Source organism: Agrobacterium sp. 10T429, assembly GCF_056393925.1.
In genome coordinates this window covers 1-17,787 of sequence record NZ_JBFTGV010000011.1, presented here as the reverse complement: position 1 = coordinate 17,787, position 17,787 = coordinate 1, and the positions used below count along the sequence as shown (strand labels likewise).

Below are 17,787 nucleotides of genomic sequence, written 5' to 3'. Positions count from 1 at the left end.
TCAATGCTCCTTGGAAAGTTCGATGACGTTGCCACGCGCGCTGGACGAAACCGGTCCGGACTCGCGATGCCCCGTGAAAATTGCTGTCAGATTTGGAAGAATGACGAACTCGCTGCCGCGTTTGATGAGGCAATGGATGTAATCCGCCCGCCACCGCATGCCGACGCTCGGCGGCGGTTCGCTGGCTGCCCGGCTGAACGTGGTCACCTCGTTGACCTTATCGGTCCTGATGCCGATCAATGCCGGCTCGCCATCGAACGGCAGTTCTATGACGACGATACGGCTATCAATGGTTCGCTCGGTGGCTTCCATGCCGAAGGCAAGACGGATATCGGCCAGAGGGATGACCTTGCCCCGGAAGTTGATGACACTCGCCACGAAGGCTTTAGCACCGGGAACGGCGGTTTCGGGCAGAAGATCCAGAATTTCCCGGACCTTCACCGCCTCGATGGCGAAGGTCTCGCCCGCGATGTTGAAGGTCAGAACTTCCACGGCGTCGGACACGCCCCAAAATTCGTCCGTCTGCTTCAAGAGAGACTGGTTCATCCCGCGGCCCGCAATCGCGCCTCCTGCTGTTGCCCCGCCATCACCAGATGTGCGACATCGAGGATAAGGGCGACATTGCCGTCACCGAGGATGGTCGCGCCGGAGAATGTCGCGACGTCATGGTGCAGTTTCGACATGGCCTTGATGACCGTCTGGTGATCGCCGATGATCTGGTCAACCACAAGCCCGACCCGCTCGGAGCCGGTGGAAATGACGACGATCTTCTGGAACTGATCCGGCTTGGTTCCGGTGTTGAACAATTCGCGCAGGCGAATGAAGGGAACGAGGCTCTCGCGCAGTGAAATGAAGGACCGGCCCCGCGAACGAATATCGTCGTCAGGCGACAGTTCCAGGCATTCCTCCACCGCCGGCAGCGGAATGACGTAGCAACCATTGCCGACCCGCACCAGCAGGCCGTCGATGATGGCCAGAGTCAACGGGATCGCCAGCGAAACTTCCGAACCCGCGCCCGGCGTGCTGGTAACGCTGATCGTGCCGCGAAGGGCCTCGACACTCTTTTTCACCACATCCATGCCGACACCACGGCCGGAAAGACTGGTAACTTCAGAGGCTGTCGAAAAGCCCGGCTGGAAGATCATCTGCAGCAGTTCCTGATCGCTGACCTGCGCGTTCGGAGCCAAAAGGCCGGAAGCCTCAGCTTTTGCCCGGACGCGCTGGCGATCAATGCCACGGCCATCGTCACGGATGGTGATCGTCACATCACCGCCCGACTGGCGGGCAATGAGGGTGATCCGCCCCGTCGCCGGTTTGCCGGCCGCCACACGCTCATCGCTTTTTTCGAGTCCATGGTCGCAGGAGTTGCGGACAAGGTGCACGAGTGGATCAGCCAGGCGTTCGATAACCGCCTTGTCGACCTCTGTGCCTTCGCCCTCGGTCTCCAGCTCGATCTGTTTGCCCGTTTCCCGCGCCAGGTCATGAATCAGACGGCGGAACCGACCAAAAAGCTGGGCGATCGGCACCATTCGCAGGACCATCATCGTATCGCGAAGTTCTCCGGAAAGACGTTCGACATCCTCCGAAACAGAGCGCAAAAGAATATCGACGCTGCTACCCGCCAGCTGCGAAAGGCGGGACTGGGCAATGACGAGTTCACCGACCCGATCCATCAACTCGTCAAGTCTTTCAGCAGGCACCCGTACGTTTTCGGCCGCCTTGCCGCCCTTCGGATCGGCGGCGACCTTTCTGGCTTCCGGCAGGATTTCGGAAACGGGGAGCTCTTCTTCGACAACCGCTTCGATTGCGCGGATATCGATCTCCATGTCATCCATCACGAAGATGAAAACGTCGTCGATTGCCGATTGCGGCTGCTCGGTCGTCAGCCGGACTGTCCAGCCCAGATGGAGATCGCTCGGATTGAGTGCATCGAGAGACGGCACCGTCGAGGTGTCGGCAACGATTTCACAGTCGCCGAGTTCGGCCAGTTCATCCAGCAGACCAAGGGGATTGGTTCCGTTTGCCATGGCATTGACGGGCAACCGGAACCGGATTTCCCAAGTGGCAGCTTTTGCCTTTGCCTGCTTCCTGGCGAGATTCTGCGCCGGAACATGTGTCAGGACACCGCCATCGCCACGAGTGCCGACTGCCGCACGAAGCTTGGCGAGCAGCTGCTCTCCAACATCACCCTGCACACCGTGCGGATTGTCGACCAGCGCCTGCATATGATCCTGCGCTTCAAGAACGGCTGCGACCAGTTCGCTGGTTGCCGGAACCTCGCCCTTGCGCACCCGGTCAAAGGCGGTTTCGCAATGGTGGGTGAAGGCGGCAAGCGCCTCGAACCCGAACATTGCCCCGGACCCCTTCAATGTATGCAGTCCGCGGAAAACGGCGTCGATCTGATCCTGATCGGTCAAATCGTGAAGCAGATCGAGAAGGCCACCCTCGATTTGCTCGAAAAGCTCCGCAGCCTCCGTTCTGAAAACCTGAATAGGGTCCAGCGTCGTCATTTTCCGAGGACCTTTCTGACGATCTTGACCAGATGTTCGGCATCGAAGGGCTTGGTCAGCCAGCCGGTGGCACCGGCGGCCTTGGCGCGCGCCTTCATGTCCGCATCGGATTCCGTCGTCAAAAAGATGATCGGAATGCCGGTATGAGCCGGAGATTGCCGAAGCGCCTCAATCATCTCGAGACCATTCATGTTCGGCATGTTGAGATCAGTGACGATGAGGTCGAAATTCTCGGCCTTCGCCTTGGCAAGACCGTCCTGCCCATCAACGGCCTCGGTAATCTGGTAGCCCGCGCCTGTGAGGGCGATCTTCGTCGTCATGCGAATGCTGGCAGAATCGTCGACCGTCAAAATATGTGCGCTCATGATATGTCCTTTCCATGCAACCAGAACTGGCGGGAGGCTTCATCCATCCGCGACAGGAAACCGCCCCGCCGCAATGTCTGCAAAACCTGACCGTCAGCCGGCTCTTTCAATGTTATCGTCTTGTTGTTCTGCGCCGCGAAATTGCGCGAGGCTTCCATCAGCTGCACGAAGCTCAAATCCGCATCCGCATCCTTGGGCACCTCGACCACCAGCCTGTCGGTGTCTTTGAGACGGTCGAGAAGAAGACTGTGTGCCGACGCAATCGACCGTATGGAAAGCGCTTGCGGCATCTTCAGTGTCTCGTTCGTGGTTTCATCAAACATGGGGAGTCTCCCGAACGGCTGCGGCTTGCATGCCGCCATCCGCCCTGATCGGTTGTTCTTCCGGTGTTTCGAGGCTCGGCACTTCGATCTCCAGAACGCCGTGGCCCGTCATGAGCCTCTCGATCAGCGTCCATTGGCGCTGGAACGCCGCGACGCAAGCGGGATCGAAATGGCTGCCACTCTGCGCGACAACATGCGCATAGGCCTCTTGGGTCGACCACGCCTTCTTGTAAGGACGCTCGGAGCAGAGAGCCTCAAAGACGTCCGCAATGGCGACGATACGGGCTTCCAGCGGAATGCCATCGCCCGACAAGCCGTGCGGATATCCCGTTCCATCCCATTTTTCGTGATGGCCGCCTGCAATCGCCTCGGCTATGCGCAGCAGATCGGATGAACCGTTTTCGAGAATCTGCACGCCGATACCGACATGTTTTCGCATTTCGGTGATCTCATCAGGCGTCAGGCGACCCGGCTTCAGCAGCACGCTGTCGGAAATTCCGATCTTGCCGACATCGTGCAAGGGTGCCGCGAGATAGATCATGCGGCAATGCTCGTCATCGAGGCCGAGATCCTTTGCCATCAGCATGCTGATTTGCGCGACGCGGGAAATATGGTCGCCGGTGTGGCCGTCGCGGAATTCGATGGCCCGCGCCAGGCGCCAGATGATTTCTTCTTCGCGGGCCGCGAGTTGCCGGGTGGCCTTGCGCACCTCATCCACAAGGCTGCGCGCCTGTCCGGCAAGATCGCGCTGCGCCTTGCGCAAGGCGAGAAGGTTGCGCACCCGCGCCTTCAGCTCCACCGGGTCAAAGGGCTTGTGGATGAATTCCGTGACACCGCTCTCTATCGCTTCGATAAGGACAGGCCGGCCTCTTTCCGATGTGATCATGATGACAGGCACATGCGCGAAATGCTCATATGTATTCAGTGCCTTGAGGAGCTGTATGCCGTTATATTTCGGCATCGTATAATCCACCACAAGCAGATCGACCGCATTGTTGCGGCAGAATTCCAACGCCTCCGTGGGATCGGTGAAGCCCACGATGGTGCCGACATCCGGAAGCCCGCGGACCGTCGCTTTCAGGGCAACAAGAATCGACTTGCTGTCATCGACCAATACGATTTGCACTTGTCCTCGCTATCATTGGATTGCGGGCGAATAGACGCGCGAACTCCTCGGCTTTCACCGAGCGAATTCAACGGATCTGGAAACATTTGTTTGGGAAAAGACGACCGCGTCATGTGGTCATGAAAATGAAGCGCCTGCGCGAAATTCGCCTGCGAAGACAACTTCTTATATGAATAAATTGACCAGATGTTGGTTAACAGCGACTTAAGTGTGACTTATGAATACTTATAGTGAAGCGCCATCATCAGGCCTTCCAACGGGAATGTGATCCTTGCGTGGCGCCGCAGCCTCTCGGGCTGATGCGCAGACGCGCCACTAATCCTTGTTAGTATTTCTAACCTACGGAGAAGATTTCGGCCGATTGTTGCAGCGTTGATCCTCGAATAGCCTGAGACCAGAATTGGTATCAGTCAAAAGAGGGAACGATGTCGAAACGGCAGGACAAGATCAAGCTCGGAACCTTTGTTTACACGTTCGGCTTCCATGCAGCCGCATGGCGGCACCCGGCAAGCAAGGTAACGGCAGCAACCGACTTCAGCCACATGTTGAATGTGGCCAGAATTTCTGAAGCTGCCAAATTCGATTTCATGTTCCTCGCCGATTCCGCTGCGGCTGCCGTTGGTGACCCCGACGCCCTGGCGCGCAGCCCGACCAAGCAGAACCGGTTCGAACCGCTTTCTCTCATCTCGGCACTTTCGGTGATGACGGAAAGACTGGGTTTGGTCTCGACGGTATCGACGAGCTATTATGAACCCTTCAATGTCGCCCGGATTTTCGCGTCTATCGATCAGCTGAGCCGGGGACGCGCCTGCTGGAATGTCGTCACCTCCGATCATGACGAGACCGGCTACAACTTCAATCGTCAGGGTCTCGATCCTCACGCCGTCCGTTACGAGCGCGCGCAGGAATTCATCGACGTAGTGTTCGGCCTATGGGACAGCTTTGAACGCGATGCCTTGCTGCTCGATCGCGAAAGCGGCGTTTATTATGACAAGGACAAGCACCATACCCTCAATCATGTCGGCAAGCATTTTCAGGTGCGCGGCCCCCTCAACATTGCGCCTTCCGAGCAGGGGCGGCCTGTTATTGCTCAGGCCGGCGGCTCCGAGGCCGGAATGAACCTTGCTGCACGGACGTCTGAAATCGTCTTCAGCCTGGCATCCAACATCGAGAGCAACAGGGCTTTCTACCAGAACGTCAAAGGACGTATGCCGGCATTCGGTCGCGATCCCGAAGATCTCAAGGTCATGCCGGGCATTGTCGTCAATGTCGGGGAGACCGAGGCCGAGGCGAAGGCAAAAGTCGATTTTCTCATCGACAGCCTGGATCCGGACGTAGGTCGGTTGATGCTTTCGGAGTTCCTCGAAGCCGACCTTCGTGGCGTCCCCCTCGATCAACCATTTCCGATGGACCGGCTGCCCGCCGAGCCGAAAGGCTCGCGCAAGATGTTTGACCAGCTCGTCGAGTTCGTCAAACAAGGACAGACAGTGGGACAATTGATCCGCCACTACGCAGAACGCCACACCGGAAACGGAATAACCGGGACACCAAAACAGATCGCAGACTACATGGAAGAGTGGTTCGAAACCCGTGCCGCCGACGGTTTCATTCTTATGTTCCCGACACTTCCCGCAAGCCTGGAAGATTTCGTCCGCCTTGTCTTGCCGGAGTTGCGGCGACGCGGACTGTTTCGTGAGGAATATGAAGGATCGACGCTGCGCGAGAACCTGGGGCTTTCGATGCCTGCCAACCGTTACACGGCCGCTAAAGGCGATAAAGAGCGCATCTGAAGGAGCCGATCATGGTGGACCAGATGAAAATGCAGGTGCCGTCTCCGGGCGCTGACCTCTTCAAATCCTCCATGCGGAATCTGGCGGGTGCCGTTTGCGTCATCACGACAGGCACGGGTGAAACACGAACCGGCTTCACCGCAACATCCGTCACAGCACTTTCTGCGGATGGCCCGACTGTGATGGTCGCACTCAATCGAGGATCCTCGTCCTGGGAAATCGTCGAGAAAGCCAGACGGTTTTGCGTCAACGTCGTCGCTGAAGGTCAGGAAAACGTCGCCCACTCATTCTCGGGTTTTAATGGCCTTAAGGGTGCCAGCCGCTACGATGGCGCCGTCTGGCACACGATGGCGTCAGGCGGCCTTGCGCTGGATGGCGCTCTGGCAAGTCTGGACTGCGAACTCGAAGACGCGATCGTCCATCGATCCCATGTGATCCTGATCGGCCTCGTCCGGTCGATAAGGACGCATGACGATGCCCGGCCACTTCTGTACTGGCGCGGAGAATATCAACACATCAGAAGGTGATATCCCGAGCGGTAGGCCCTTGGTCACGCACTGCGGTTCGGGGACGATGCGACAGACTGCTTTTTCGCGATCCCCATCACCCACATATGAAATTCTCTTCCGTAGGGCTTATCGAAAACGGAACGATCCCATGCCAGATAGTAGCTCTCGGGAAGCGGAAGGCGGATGTCGAAAGGAACAACAAGTGTACCGGCCTGCAACTCGTCCTCAATCATCGAGACCTGAGCCAGCACGAAGCCGTGTCCGTTGACCGCAGCGTCGATTGCGTTGCTCGACAGCGCGAAAAACAGGCTCGAGAGTTTTTCATTCACGGTCGCGCCAACCAGCTGCGCCCACTCGCTCCATTGTGGCGGACGGCTGTAATGGGCTTCCCACTCGATATTGAGCAAAGGGAATTTGAGAAGGTCGGCGGCCGCCGATAATGTCCGTCCCCCGAGCAGACGCGGCGAACATGCGGGAACCACCCAATCCGTATAAAGCGGCACGAAATGCGCGTGCACCTCTGCCCGCTTTCCATAGGTTATGCGAAAATCGCTCTGGCCGCCCGACAGGCTGGGTTCGTCATCCTTGCCGATGATACGGACATTGGCTTCCGGATAGAGAGCCTGCCACTCGAAGATCTTGCGGCCGATCCACTTGTTCACCACCGAGCTGAGCGCAGTCAGCACGATGCCGGTCTGGCTCCGCGCCCGTTCGAGAACATCGACGGAATGATTGAGCTGGCTGAAGCCTTTGGCGACTTCCTTGTGAAGAAGAACACCCCACGACGTCAGTTCCACACGGCGTCCGATACGTTCGAGGAGCGTAACGCCGAGATGGTTCTCAAGCTTGCGCACCTGTTGGCTGATGGCACTGGGTGTTACGCCCAGTTCTTTGGCGGCCGTGCTCATCGTGCCGCACCTTCCTACGGCTTCGAAAGCTTGCAGGGCATGGAGTGGGGGCATAGCCAATAGAGCATCTCCAGTTCTGCTTTTTGTTAAGTTTTTCTAAACAAAAACGCAACGAAAATCCGCTTGTCCCGCATCGCAACAAGGAAAATACTGTTCCGATTGAAGCGAGAACGGGGGAAGAAAATGTTTCTCAAGAATGCTTGGTACGTCGCCACCTGGGATCACGAAATCGGGCGAGACCTGACACCCGTAACGATGCTCGGCGAAAATATCGTTCTTTATCGTCTTCAGAATGGCAAGCTGGCAGCGCTCGAAGATGCCTGTCCCCATCGCAAGCTCCCCTTGTCCATGGGGCGTATCAAGGGCGACGACGTCGAATGCGGCTATCACGGACTGACCTTCGACTGTTCCGGCGCCTGCACCCGCGTGCCGGGTGCAGAGCGTATTCCACATGTGGCCTGCGTCCGCTCCTACCCGGTGGAGGAACGTTACGGGCTCGTCTGGGTCTGGATGGGTGAGGCCGCGAAAGCCGATCCCGCAGAGATTTTCCATGTCGAACATTTCGGTGATCCGTCTTGGGGCGTCAATCGCGGCGAGTCGATGACGATCAACTGCAATTACCTCTACATGACGGACAATCTGCTGGACCCATCCCACGTCGCATGGGTGCATCAGAGCTCGTTCGCCAGTTCCGCCTGCGAAGAAACGCCATTGGAAACAACGGTGAAAAGCGATGGCGTCGTCGTCTGGCGCTGGATGCTGGATTCAGATCCAGCCCCCTTCTACGCACCGTTCCTGCAATTTAAGGGGAAATGCGATCGAAAACAGCATTACGAGGTTCGCTACCCCAGCAATGCCATCATCAAGGCCATCTTTGCACCATCAGGCTCCGGTGGCGAAGGCCGCGAATTGCCAACCAATACGTTCTTGATGGACAGCTACAATTTCATGACGCCAGTCGATGAGAACCGCACGAAGTATTACTGGTTTCAGATGCGAAATTTCGCGCCCGACGACCCGGACGTTTCAGCGCGCTTCGCAACATCCGTACGCGGCGCATTCGAGGAAGACCGTGTCGTGCTAGAGGCGGTCCACCACGGGATCGCGAACAAGAAGACTCCAAACCTCGATCTGAAGATCGATGTCGGACCGCTGCGGTTCAGACGCAAGCTTTCACAGATGATCGATAGCGAGACCATGAATGTCGTCGCTGCCGCGGAGTAAGCGCCTGCGCCGGAATGACTAACGATATGGTCTTCGCCTGCTCAAATGGTCAGGCGGAGATGGCAAAAAAATAATAACCGGGAACATAGCTTGTGATCGGCAAAAGCCGACGCCCGCCACAAATCGGGAGTATCCTTGATGCGCCACATCAGGCAGCCTGAGCTCTATTCAGTGGACTATAATGTGCTGCGGCAACGTTTTCTTTCCGCCGCGCGCCGGTCGAATGCTGCGTTGTTCGAATATAAGCATCCATTGCATTGCCCAGATGGAGAGCACCTTTTCACGGATGTTGCATATCTGGGCGAACGCAACGCGTCAAAAAAACTCGTCATCTTGTCCGGCACGCACGGAGTTGAGGGGCAATTCGGATCGGCTTGCCAGGCTGAATGGCTTGCCGCAAATAACCCGTTACCGCTTCCTCCCGATACGGCTGTGGTGATGATCCATCTGATCAACCCGTGGGGAACAGCATGGAGCCGACGGGTCAACGAGGACAATGTCGATCTCAACCGAAACTTCGTTGACTGGAAGAGAGCCGTTCCACGAAACGAACGATACGCCCCACTCCATAATGCATTTGTCTGCGCCGAGTGGGATGGGCCCGATCGTGACCGTGCCGATCAACTGCTGAGAGATGCCAAGGCCGCTTTAAATGGTCACGCCGGGATCGCCGCGATTATCGAAGCAGGCCAATACGACTTTCCAGACGGACTGTTTTATGGCGGCAACGGCCCGACATGGTCGAACCGCACCCTCAACGATATCTTGAGCACTTTCGTCAGTGGCGCGTCGGATGTCGTCGTCTTCGATCTTCACACCGGTGCAGGCCCTTACGGATATCCCGCGCTGCTATCCGTGGCGGAAGAGGACCATGCCGGTCTGGAATGGGGCAGAAAAACCTATGGGCACGCACTCACGGTCGTGATGACCGGCAAGGGCGCAACGACCGATACCGGCATTGCGGCAACGGCCACGGGCTACGTTTCAGCAGCGGTCTGCAAATCCTTGCCGGACAGCCGCGTATTGCCGCTGGTAATCGAATGCGGAACCCTTGAAGGCCCGGTGGTGATGGACGCCGTGCAGGCGGATAACTGGCTGCATCTTTTCGGGAATATCGAATCTCCGCTTGGGCAGAAAATCAAGAAGACGCTGAGAACTGCGTTCATTCCTGACGATCCCGAATGGCAGCAGAACTGTCTTGGGACAAGCTTGCGATATTTCGACCGCGCGCTGACCGCACTTGCCTCGGTTACTCCCCTGGCTTCTAAGGGCGCGACCGCTCCGGCTTTGGTGAGCGACTGGCCACCGGCCGTGCCTGTCAACACCAAAAGCCATGAACGGCCAGCCGTTGAAGTTCATGATCTCCACAAAAGCTTCGGCACGCACGAAGTCCTGTCGGGCGTGGGGCTGAGTGCCGATCCCGGTGAAGTCGTTTCCATGATCGGCTCGTCAGGTTCCGGCAAGAGCACGTTTTTGCGCTGTATAAACCTGCTCGAACAGCCCAGCAGTGGAACGATCGTCGTTGATGGCGAGGAAATACGAATGAAGGGCGGAGCGAATGGCCGTTCGCAGCCAGCAGACATGCGCCAGGTCGAAAGAATTCGCGCCCGCGTGGGAATGGTATTCCAGAACTTCAACCTCTGGCCCCACATGTCCGTGCTTGAGAACATCATCGAGGCTCCCGTCCATGTTCTTGGCGAGCGTCGCCAGGATGCAATCGACCATGCCCATCAGTTGTTGAAGAAAGTGGGACTGTCGGAAAAGCATGCCCAATATCCCGGGCAGCTCTCCGGCGGCCAGCAGCAACGTGCGGCCATCGCAAGAACACTGGCCATGCGGCCAAAAGTCATCCTCTGTGACGAACCGACATCCGCTCTCGACCCCGAACTTGTGGGAGAGGTCCTGCGCGTGATCCGTCAGCTGGCAGAAGAGGGCAATACCATGATCCTCGTGACGCATGAAATGCAGTTTGCGCGCGAGGTATCTCACAAGATTCTCTTCTTACACAAAGGAAAGGTGGAGGAAGAGAGTACCCCGGCGGAATTGTTCACCAATCCGCGATCGGAACGCCTGCGTCAGTTTCTGTCGCGAACGTTATGACGTGATCCGCTGTGCCGGCGCTGTGTCCGGCAAATMAAACCCAACAAATAACCAAATAGGGGAATTCGCATATGAATCTGAAAGTCCTGTCACTCGCCCTGCTTCTTGCAGGCGTCAGCACGGCGCACGCTGCCGAAGGCGAATTGTCGATCGGCACCGAAGGTGCCTATCCACCATGGAGCATGGCCGATGCTGCCGGCAATGTAACCGGCTTCGACGCCGATGTCGGCAACCTGCTCTGCACGAAGCTCGCCGTGAAGTGCCGGTTCGTCGTGCAGGCCTTTGATGGCCTGATCCCTGCCCTCAAGGCGAAGCGCTTCGACGTCATCATCTCCGGGATGTCGATTACCCAGGATCGAAAAAAGGAAATCAATTTTTCGGTCGGATATGCTGAGCTGGCAAACATGTTCCTCGTTCCCAAGACATCCGATCTCGCCGGCATCAAGGATATCGACACTTTGTTGAAGGGCTTGGACGGCAAGACGATCGGCGTTCAAACCGGAACGACGCACGCCCACTTCATCGAAAAGCGGGTGCCGAATGCCAATCTCAAAACCTACGACACGCTCGACAATATGCAGATCGATCTCGCAAGCGGCCGCGTTGAGGCAGCATTTGCAGACGCCTCTGCGCTTCAGGATTTTCTCGCCAAGCCCGAAGGCAAGGACTTTCAGTTTGTCGACGTGAAAGTTCAGAGCAAATTCGATTCCACCCTCGGCGAAGGGATCGGCGTCGGAATTGCCAAGGAGAACACCGAGCTGAAGACGAAGATCGACAAGGCACTGTGCGAGCTCGTCGCGGATGGTTCGATCGGCAAAGCGAGCCAGAAGTGGTTCAAGATGGATATCTCCAGACCCTGCAACTAAGACGCCTGCCCCGCTCTTCCCAGAAGTGCGGGGCAACCACTCAATCGCAACCTGACAGGGTGCGCACGGTCGAAGACGCTGACGATGCCTGCTGCCAAAAAGGCAAGGGAGTGCGCAGCAAAACCAAGGCAAATCCAATGGAGTCTAGTCTGATCCTAGTTTGGCAGGGTGGTTGGATAAGAGCCATTCTGCAGGGAGCCGCAATAACGATTGCCGTCGGTACGGTCAGCATGCTTGTCGGTGCGTTGATCGGAACCTTGTGCGGGGTCATCAAGTGGGCGCGGATATTCCCGCTGACACTTGTGGTAGACGCCTATACCTCTCTCGTGCGGGGGGTGCCTGAACTGCTTATCATCTATCTGCTGTTCTTTTCTTCCGTGCAATTCGTGACACAGGTTGCCACAGCTTTCGGATATGCTGCCCTTGCGGACAGCGGATATGCCTTCATCATTGCCATCATTGCCATCGGTACGATTGCAGGCGCCTACTCGACCGAGGTTATCAGGGGAGCATTGGCTTCCATCCCGACGGGACACATAGAAGCTGCGCGTGCACTGGGGATTCCCGGGCGCCGCATCTTCAGGCGCATCATCATCCCGCAAATGCTACGCATTGCCATCCCCGGCATGAACAACGTCTGGCAGACAACCATCAAGGACACGGCACTGGTATCGGTTGTCGGGCTGCAGGAACTGATGCGCGCCGCCTCGGTTGGCGCCGGTAGCACCCGCAATCCCCTGATTTTCTTTCTTATCGCAGCCGTCGTGTATTTCGCGATCACCATCATAAGCCAGGCTGGATTCGACAGGGTCGAACGCCTGGTGAGACTAAGGGCGAGGAAGTAACGCGATGGATATCGAATTCCTGAAAACATCGATGCCTTTCCTCTTGAAAGGGCTTTCCACAACGGCGACCATAACCGCGATATCTGTCGCGATCGGTTTCAATCTCGGCCTTGGTCTTGCGCTCATGCGGCTGTCCGAAAACCATTTCCTTGCCGGGTTTGCAAAATATTACAGCATGGTCTTTCGCGGGACGCCGCTGCTTGTACAACTGTTCCTGTTTTACTACGGGCTTGGCCAAATTGGATTTATCAAAGGCAATGCCATAACGTGGTGGGTGATTAGTGATGGTGCGCGCTGCGCGGTCATGGCGATGGCGCTCAACACAGCCGCCTATACATCGGAGATTCTGCGAGGCGGATTATTATCGGTTCCCGCGGGTCTCAAGGAAGCGGCCAAAGCCACGGGAATGTCACCATTTATGCGTTTCCGCCGGATCGAATTCCCGCTCGCCATTCGCCAGGCTCTGCCTGCTTACGGCAATGAGCTGATCCTCGTCGTCAAGGGTACGAGCCTTGCCTCGACAATCACGGTTCTCGAGATCACGGGATATGCAAAGCGCCTGATGAGCCAGACATTCGCGATTTTCGAGGTTTTCGCCTTGGCCGGTGCCATCTACCTCGTCATCAACCTCACCCTCGTCATGCTCATCCGCATGCTTGAGGCACACCTGATGCGTCACGAAGCGCGCTGAAGGCCATTAGTATCGAACCTTACGACTGCCTGTCATCCGCATCGATGGACTATATCGCCACCTGGACAGCCAAAAAAATGGCGTTCTGGCGAACTGAAACGTAGTCGCCCATATCGTGTCAGCGCCGCGCGCCTAAAGAGCGCGGCGTTGTCATGTCAGCCGGTGACTTTGCCGGGGTTAAGAGTATATCCGCCATCGATTGCGGCCTTGATCTGCGTCATCAAGGCAAATTTTACCGGGTTCGCTGTCTCCCGCAACGCATGAATGCGTTTGGAGCCTATCCCATGTTCCGCCGAGAACGAACCACCCGATTGCGCCAGGTCGCGGTAGAGAACGGATTCGATGGCAGCAATCTTGGCGGGCGTCAGAGCTGCCCCGGCTGCATTGAGAACAATGTGAAGATTGCCATCGGCAATGTGGCCGAAGAGGTAGGGATCGAGGAGAGGATCGATTGACCGAAGCTCCGGTACGCAGCGAGCCACATATTCTCCGATCTGCGACAAGGGGACGGAGACGTCAAAGGACGGCGCAGCCGGATATCTGCGATAGATAAGGTCCGTGTCCTCCCTCAGACGCCACAACTCTGCTTCCTGCGCCTTCGATGTTGCGACGACAGCGGACACGTTCGGATAGGTTTCATACAGCTCCTCGTAAATCCGGCCGAGCTCCATCTGAAGCTGTTCCTCGTCACCGCCGCCCAGAGACATGATGAGGTTGACGGGATAGTCAGGGGCATAATCTGCCGCCGACCAAAGGTGCTCGCCCGCCGTCAGGGCGAAAAACGAATTCCAGATCGCTTCCGCCGCACACATGTGGCCATACCTCACGGACAACCCCAGCCTGGTTGCCTCAAGAGCCGCTTCAACGGAGGGAAGCCCAAAAAGTGCGGTGGCGGTTGCTGCGGGAACAGGTTCAAGCTTGATGGCAACCCTGGTCACAATACCAAGCGTACCCTCGGCCCCGATGAAGAGATGCTTCAGATCGTATCCTGCGGCGTTCTTCACCACGCGTGTCAGGTCGGAATATATCGAGCCATCAGGCAATACGACTTCCAGCCCGAGCACGCGATGTCGCATCACCCCATATCGAAAGGCAGAAATCCCGCCGGCATTGGTCGAGACCATTCCGCCAATCGTGGCAGAACCACGCGATGGCAAGTCGATGCCTGGCTCGAGACAATGCTCCGATGCGGCCGCCTGCAACGCTTGAAGCGTAACGCCCGCCTCCACAACGGCAACCCGCTCATCTGGATAGATTTCCACGATCCGGTTCAGCCGGGCGGTCGACACCACGATTTGACCGGGGACGGACACACCCCCGCCAACAAGCCCGGTTCGGCCACCCTGTGGTACAACCGATATACCATGGGCAACCGCAGTTTTTATGATCGACGCAACCTCGTGCGGAGATGAAGGGAAAGCAACCGCATCCGCACCGAAATTCGCAGGCGTTACGCCATAATCGAGATTGGCAACGGCATCACCGCGTTTCAGGTTCGACAGGCCGATAATCTGGTCGATTTCATTGAGAAACGCGGCGGACAAATCCCGTGTTAAGGCGGTATTGTGTTCGATCATGACGCGACTTTTGCCTCAGGAAGCTTATCTTTGAGTGAGCGTAACGCTTCAAGAAAACGGTCGTTTTCCGCAGGAAGCCCGACGGTCACACGAATGAAGCTGGCGAACTCCGGTTCTTTCCAGGGTTTGACGATGACGCCATGGGACAGGAAATGATCGAAAGCGATCGAACTGTCGCAACCAACATCGATGAAGAGAAAATTCGTCTCAGAGTCCGGAACGAAAAGATCAAGCGAGGCGATTGCCGCAGCCATGCGCCTGCGCTCCTTGACGACGCTTTCGACGGAAACCCGCATCCAGTTTTCGTCATCGAGCGCGGCAACTGCGGCCAATTGCGCGGCTGCATTGACGTTGAACGGTGTCTTTGCAGATGACATGGCCTGTGCCAGCCGCTCATCGGAAGCCACGGCATATCCGACGCGCAACCCAGCCAGCCCATAGGCCTTCGAGAAGGTTCTGAGCACGACCCAGGAGATAGCGCTGTCAGCCAGTGTCTTAAGCCCATCTGGCGTATTCCCGTCGCAGAATTCGAAATAGGCTTCGTCGAAAACAAGCAACGTCTCTTTCGGGACGGCTGCAATGAGGCTTGAGAGCTGATCCTGTCGCAACGCCGGGCCCACGGGATTGGAAGGCGAGGAGATGAAGAATATCGATGGCTTTTTGCGCAATGCGGTCGTCATCGCCTCAAGATCGAACCGAAGATCCTTCGTCATCGGTATCTTGATGATTTTCGCACCATTTGCTTTGGGTTCGATTTCGTGAAGGCCGAAACCAGGTAGCATCGCGACCACGGTAGCATCCGGACGCAGGACCGCGCGACAAACGGCAGCAATCATCTCTTCCGAGCCGTTTCCAATGACAATCCGGTTTCCGGCAACGCCGAGCTTTCGACTAAGCGCATCACGCAAGATCACACAAGCAGGATCCGCATAGCGTGAAGGGTCGAGACTGGCCAGCGCAGCGGTTACCTTCGGAGAGCAGCCATATGGATTCTCATTGCTGGCAAGGGCCGCAATTTCGGTCAAACCCGTCTTGCTTCGCGCAACGGCGATATTCATTCCAGCATTATAAGGCGGAAGTTCAGCAACGTGCGGGTTGAGTCTGAGTATATCGGACATGGGTTGATCTCGCTGATTTGGATAAACGCTGGAATCTGATTTCAGAGGTCGAGTACGACTGAACTCACGGGCTTGGAACAACAGAGGAGAATCTGCCCGGATGGCACGTCATCCAGCGGCTCTTCCACATATTCAACGTCGCCGGACACAAGGTTTTGGACACAGCTGCCGCAGACACCCGCGCGACAGGAGAATGCTGGCTCAATACCCCGGCTCTCCAGAAAGCTCAGGATGGATTCCGAGGCTGAATCCCACTCGAATCTGGCATTTGACTTTCCAAGAACGATCTCGATGCCTGAGTACTCGGGCTCTGACGCCACCGGAGCAACAGTGAGGCTGAGGTTTGCTTCCTTCTTCGGCTGCGATGGCGAAAGCAGGGAGGCAGGCCCGAAAAACTCGTAGGCAATCTTGCTTTTCTCCAAGCCGAGGGAGAGGAGCAGGTCATACATCGCCTGCATGAACGGCGGTGGTCCGCACATATAGACTTCGTAATCGTCCAGCGGCAGAAACGACTGCAAGGTCTCCCGCGTGATGAAACCGGCGGAATGGAATAGTCCGGCCTTGGCATCCTCGTCGGTCGGAAAACGATAACAGTAATGAATATGGACGTTGCTGCGCTGTTCAGCGAGCACCCGTACTTCTTCACGCAGCGCATGGGTAGCAGCCCCGTCGCAGGCATGGACGAACCAGACGGGCCGATCGCTTTCCGCAACCAAGACCTTCAACATGGATATCGTAGGTGTCAGCCCGACGCCACCGGACAAGAGAATAACCGGTCGATGACTGGCCTTGTCGAGTTTGAAGGCACCACGCGGCCTGTCAATATGGATGACCGCACCCTCTTCAACGGCGTCATGGAGCCAGCACGAAACAAGACCATCGGCCATATCGGGCGTTAAAGCGGCTTCCCGTTTCACGGTAATACGATAGACCCCGATCTCATTTGGTCCTGACGAAACCGTGTAATTCCGGACAAGCGGTTCTTTGCCTTCGGGCTGCGGTATCTGGATCGTCAGAAACTGGCCCGCCTCAAAAGTACACCAATCCGCAGGATCGACAGGCGTGAGGTAAAAAGACGTGATCGTGGCACTCTCGCGCACCTTGCGCTTTACCTCGAACGGGCGAAAACGTGGATCCAGGCGGGTCGTCATGATTTGCTTGTCCTGATGATTGCAATATCCGGAAATCCGCAGATCGCCTCGAAAGCCCTCCCCGTGAGATCGCTCAAGGCTTGCTTCAACCTGCAGACGGTCAAAGGTTTTCGTGGGAGGCAGAACTTCCTCAAAAACTCGCTGGCAATTTGGTCTTCACCAATTTGCAGCCCCAAGGCCTCACCTCAATTTATCCCTCTGACAAATCTCATTATTTGCGCGTCAACAACGAGAGACAATCCCGCCACAGATGGGTTTTTGTTTAGAAAAGCTAAACTATGGGGGTTTGAATTGGCGCGAGCAACTCTGGATTTGCGCCCTCGTTTTTAACGGGATCGCCAAGTAGAACGTGATCTTCATAACCAATCGTTAGATAGTTGCAGAGTGCTCCGCGAGCAGGATATAGGCCTAGGTGCACGCTATCAGAGCCCCACGGTGATATATCGCCAGCAATTCATTTGCGGTATCCAACGCCCAAAACGCACGAAAGCCCTCTACGATGAGAGGGCTTTCGTGTTGAATTTATTCGTAAATTTTGGTTGCGGGGGCAGGATTTGAACCTGCGGCCTTCAGGTTATGAGCCTGACGAGCTACCGGGCTGCTCCACCCCGCGTTACCAGCGTAAATCCCTATGGGATTTATCGCGACCAGCGTAAATCCCTATTGGATTTATCGCGACTGCAT

Annotated in this window: 16 protein-coding genes, 1 tRNA gene and 1 pseudogene; 8 read left to right on the top strand and 10 right to left on the bottom strand. The window is 56.7% G+C overall.

Annotated features, from left to right (window positions below):
• Genes AC1DCP_RS21290 through AC1DCP_RS21270 form a run of 5 tightly spaced genes read right to left on the bottom strand, consistent with a single transcriptional unit; the run spans nucleotide 1 to nucleotide 4,324 of the window.
• Nucleotides 1-546: a chemotaxis protein CheW gene (locus AC1DCP_RS21290; protein WP_003514184.1), complete on the bottom strand. Its 546-nt coding sequence runs from the start codon at nucleotides 544-546 to the stop codon at nucleotides 1-3.
• Complete coding sequence (locus AC1DCP_RS21285; protein ID WP_003514186.1) at nucleotides 543-2,510, bottom strand: chemotaxis protein CheA; 1,968 nt, start codon at nucleotides 2,508-2,510, stop codon at nucleotides 543-545. The genes AC1DCP_RS21290 and AC1DCP_RS21285 overlap by 4 nt, the downstream gene beginning before the upstream one ends.
• A complete protein-coding gene (locus tag AC1DCP_RS21280) occupies nucleotides 2,507-2,875 on the bottom strand; it encodes a response regulator (protein WP_003514188.1) in 369 nt (122 codons plus the stop codon). Before AC1DCP_RS21280 ends, AC1DCP_RS21285 begins: the two co-directional genes overlap by 4 nt.
• Nucleotides 2,872-3,198, bottom strand: a complete 327-nt coding sequence (locus AC1DCP_RS21275; RefSeq protein WP_003514190.1) for a hypothetical protein — start codon at nucleotides 3,196-3,198, stop codon at nucleotides 2,872-2,874. The genes AC1DCP_RS21280 and AC1DCP_RS21275 overlap by 4 nt, the downstream gene beginning before the upstream one ends.
• Nucleotides 3,191-4,324, bottom strand: coding sequence for an HD domain-containing phosphohydrolase (locus tag AC1DCP_RS21270; protein WP_035198757.1), 1,134 nt, complete (start codon nucleotides 4,322-4,324; stop codon nucleotides 3,191-3,193). Before AC1DCP_RS21270 ends, AC1DCP_RS21275 begins: the two co-directional genes overlap by 8 nt.
• A 425-nt stretch (nucleotides 4,325-4,749) precedes the next feature.
• Between AC1DCP_RS21270 and AC1DCP_RS21265 the strand changes: the two genes are divergently transcribed.
• Both AC1DCP_RS21265 and AC1DCP_RS21260 read left to right on the top strand, forming a co-directional pair.
• Complete coding sequence (locus AC1DCP_RS21265; protein ID WP_065687478.1) at nucleotides 4,750-6,114, top strand: LLM class flavin-dependent oxidoreductase; 1,365 nt, start codon at nucleotides 4,750-4,752, stop codon at nucleotides 6,112-6,114.
• Between the two features lie 11 nt (nucleotides 6,115-6,125).
• Nucleotides 6,126-6,641 (top strand): flavin reductase family protein, encoded by a 516-nt coding sequence (locus AC1DCP_RS21260; RefSeq protein WP_065687477.1) that lies wholly within the window; start codon nucleotides 6,126-6,128, stop codon nucleotides 6,639-6,641.
• A 23-nt stretch (nucleotides 6,642-6,664) separates the two neighbouring features.
• Here the strand turns inward: AC1DCP_RS21260 and AC1DCP_RS21255 are convergent, their stop codons facing one another.
• On the bottom strand, nucleotides 6,665-7,585 hold the full coding sequence (locus AC1DCP_RS21255; protein ID WP_029658811.1) for a LysR family transcriptional regulator: 921 nt from the start codon (nucleotides 7,583-7,585) through the stop codon (nucleotides 6,665-6,667).
• A 129-nt stretch (nucleotides 7,586-7,714) separates the two neighbouring features.
• Here AC1DCP_RS21255 and AC1DCP_RS21250 point away from each other — a divergent pair, with 129 nt between their 5' ends.
• The 6 genes and pseudogenes from AC1DCP_RS21250 to AC1DCP_RS21225 all read left to right on the top strand — a co-directional run.
• Complete coding sequence (locus AC1DCP_RS21250; RefSeq protein ID WP_065687476.1) at nucleotides 7,715-8,755, top strand: aromatic ring-hydroxylating dioxygenase subunit alpha; 1,041 nt, start codon at nucleotides 7,715-7,717, stop codon at nucleotides 8,753-8,755.
• Between the two features lie 138 nt (nucleotides 8,756-8,893).
• Nucleotides 8,894-10,855 carry a DUF2817 domain-containing protein gene (locus tag AC1DCP_RS21245; protein ID WP_081308437.1) on the top strand — a complete coding sequence of 654 codons (1,962 nt, stop codon included), beginning with the start codon at nucleotides 8,894-8,896 and terminating at the stop codon, nucleotides 10,853-10,855.
• Between the two features lie 71 nt (nucleotides 10,856-10,926).
• Complete coding sequence (locus AC1DCP_RS21240) at nucleotides 10,927-11,721, top strand: transporter substrate-binding domain-containing protein (protein ID WP_003514202.1); 795 nt, start codon at nucleotides 10,927-10,929, stop codon at nucleotides 11,719-11,721.
• Nucleotides 11,722-11,858: 137 nt separating this feature from the next.
• On the top strand, nucleotides 11,859-12,566 hold the full coding sequence (locus AC1DCP_RS21235) for an ABC transporter permease subunit (protein WP_013636822.1): 708 nt from the start codon (nucleotides 11,859-11,861) through the stop codon (nucleotides 12,564-12,566).
• Between the two features lie 4 nt (nucleotides 12,567-12,570).
• Nucleotides 12,571-13,257, top strand: a complete 687-nt coding sequence (locus AC1DCP_RS21230) for an ABC transporter permease (RefSeq protein ID WP_003514208.1) — start codon at nucleotides 12,571-12,573, stop codon at nucleotides 13,255-13,257.
• Nucleotides 13,236-13,361, top strand: a pseudogene (locus AC1DCP_RS21225) (S-(hydroxymethyl)glutathione synthase); the annotation flags it as partial. The gene AC1DCP_RS21230 and the pseudogene AC1DCP_RS21225, both read left to right, overlap by 22 nt.
• Before the next feature lie 51 nt (nucleotides 13,362-13,412).
• Here AC1DCP_RS21225 and AC1DCP_RS21220 read toward each other — a convergent pair.
• From AC1DCP_RS21220 to AC1DCP_RS21205, 4 genes are all read right to left on the bottom strand, one after another.
• A complete protein-coding gene (locus tag AC1DCP_RS21220) occupies nucleotides 13,413-14,834 on the bottom strand; it encodes an FAD-binding oxidoreductase (protein WP_112153306.1) in 1,422 nt (473 codons plus the stop codon).
• Nucleotides 14,831-15,952, bottom strand: a complete 1,122-nt coding sequence (gene hisC, locus AC1DCP_RS21215; protein WP_065687474.1) for a histidinol-phosphate transaminase — start codon at nucleotides 15,950-15,952, stop codon at nucleotides 14,831-14,833. The genes AC1DCP_RS21220 and hisC overlap by 4 nt, the downstream gene beginning before the upstream one ends.
• 41 nt (nucleotides 15,953-15,993) lie before the next feature.
• Nucleotides 15,994-17,103 (bottom strand): 2Fe-2S iron-sulfur cluster-binding protein, encoded by a 1,110-nt coding sequence (locus AC1DCP_RS21210; RefSeq protein ID WP_065687473.1) that lies wholly within the window; start codon nucleotides 17,101-17,103, stop codon nucleotides 15,994-15,996.
• A gap of 536 nt (nucleotides 17,104-17,639) precedes the next feature.
• Nucleotides 17,640-17,716: transfer RNA gene (locus AC1DCP_RS21205), tRNA-Met, on the bottom strand.
• Between the last annotated feature and the right edge of the window lie 71 nt (nucleotides 17,717-17,787).

Coding starts and splice junctions, on each gene's coding strand:
- AC1DCP_RS21290 (WP_003514184.1), bottom strand. CDS start 546: ATGAACCAGTCTCTCTTGAAGCAGACGGACGAATTTTGGGGCGTGTCC.
- AC1DCP_RS21285 (WP_003514186.1), bottom strand. CDS start 2,510: ATGACGACGCTGGACCCTATTCAGGTTTTCAGAACGGAGGCTGCGGAG.
- AC1DCP_RS21280 (WP_003514188.1), bottom strand. CDS start 2,875: ATGAGCGCACATATTTTGACGGTCGACGATTCTGCCAGCATTCGCATG.
- AC1DCP_RS21275 (WP_003514190.1), bottom strand. CDS start 3,198: ATGTTTGATGAAACCACGAACGAGACACTGAAGATGCCGCAAGCGCTT.
- AC1DCP_RS21265 (WP_065687478.1), top strand. CDS start 4,750: ATGTCGAAACGGCAGGACAAGATCAAGCTCGGAACCTTTGTTTACACG.
- AC1DCP_RS21260 (WP_065687477.1), top strand. CDS start 6,126: ATGGTGGACCAGATGAAAATGCAGGTGCCGTCTCCGGGCGCTGACCTC.
- AC1DCP_RS21255 (WP_029658811.1), bottom strand. CDS start 7,585: ATGCCCCCACTCCATGCCCTGCAAGCTTTCGAAGCCGTAGGAAGGTGC.
- AC1DCP_RS21250 (WP_065687476.1), top strand. CDS start 7,715: ATGTTTCTCAAGAATGCTTGGTACGTCGCCACCTGGGATCACGAAATC.
- AC1DCP_RS21245 (WP_081308437.1), top strand. CDS start 8,894: ATGCGCCACATCAGGCAGCCTGAGCTCTATTCAGTGGACTATAATGTG.
- AC1DCP_RS21240 (WP_003514202.1), top strand. CDS start 10,927: ATGAATCTGAAAGTCCTGTCACTCGCCCTGCTTCTTGCAGGCGTCAGC.
- AC1DCP_RS21235 (WP_013636822.1), top strand. CDS start 11,859: ATGGAGTCTAGTCTGATCCTAGTTTGGCAGGGTGGTTGGATAAGAGCC.
- AC1DCP_RS21230 (WP_003514208.1), top strand. CDS start 12,571: ATGGATATCGAATTCCTGAAAACATCGATGCCTTTCCTCTTGAAAGGG.
- AC1DCP_RS21220 (WP_112153306.1), bottom strand. CDS start 14,834: ATGATCGAACACAATACCGCCTTAACACGGGATTTGTCCGCCGCGTTT.
- hisC (WP_065687474.1), bottom strand. CDS start 15,952: ATGTCCGATATACTCAGACTCAACCCGCACGTTGCTGAACTTCCGCCT.
- AC1DCP_RS21210 (WP_065687473.1), bottom strand. CDS start 17,103: ATGACGACCCGCCTGGATCCACGTTTTCGCCCGTTCGAGGTAAAGCGC.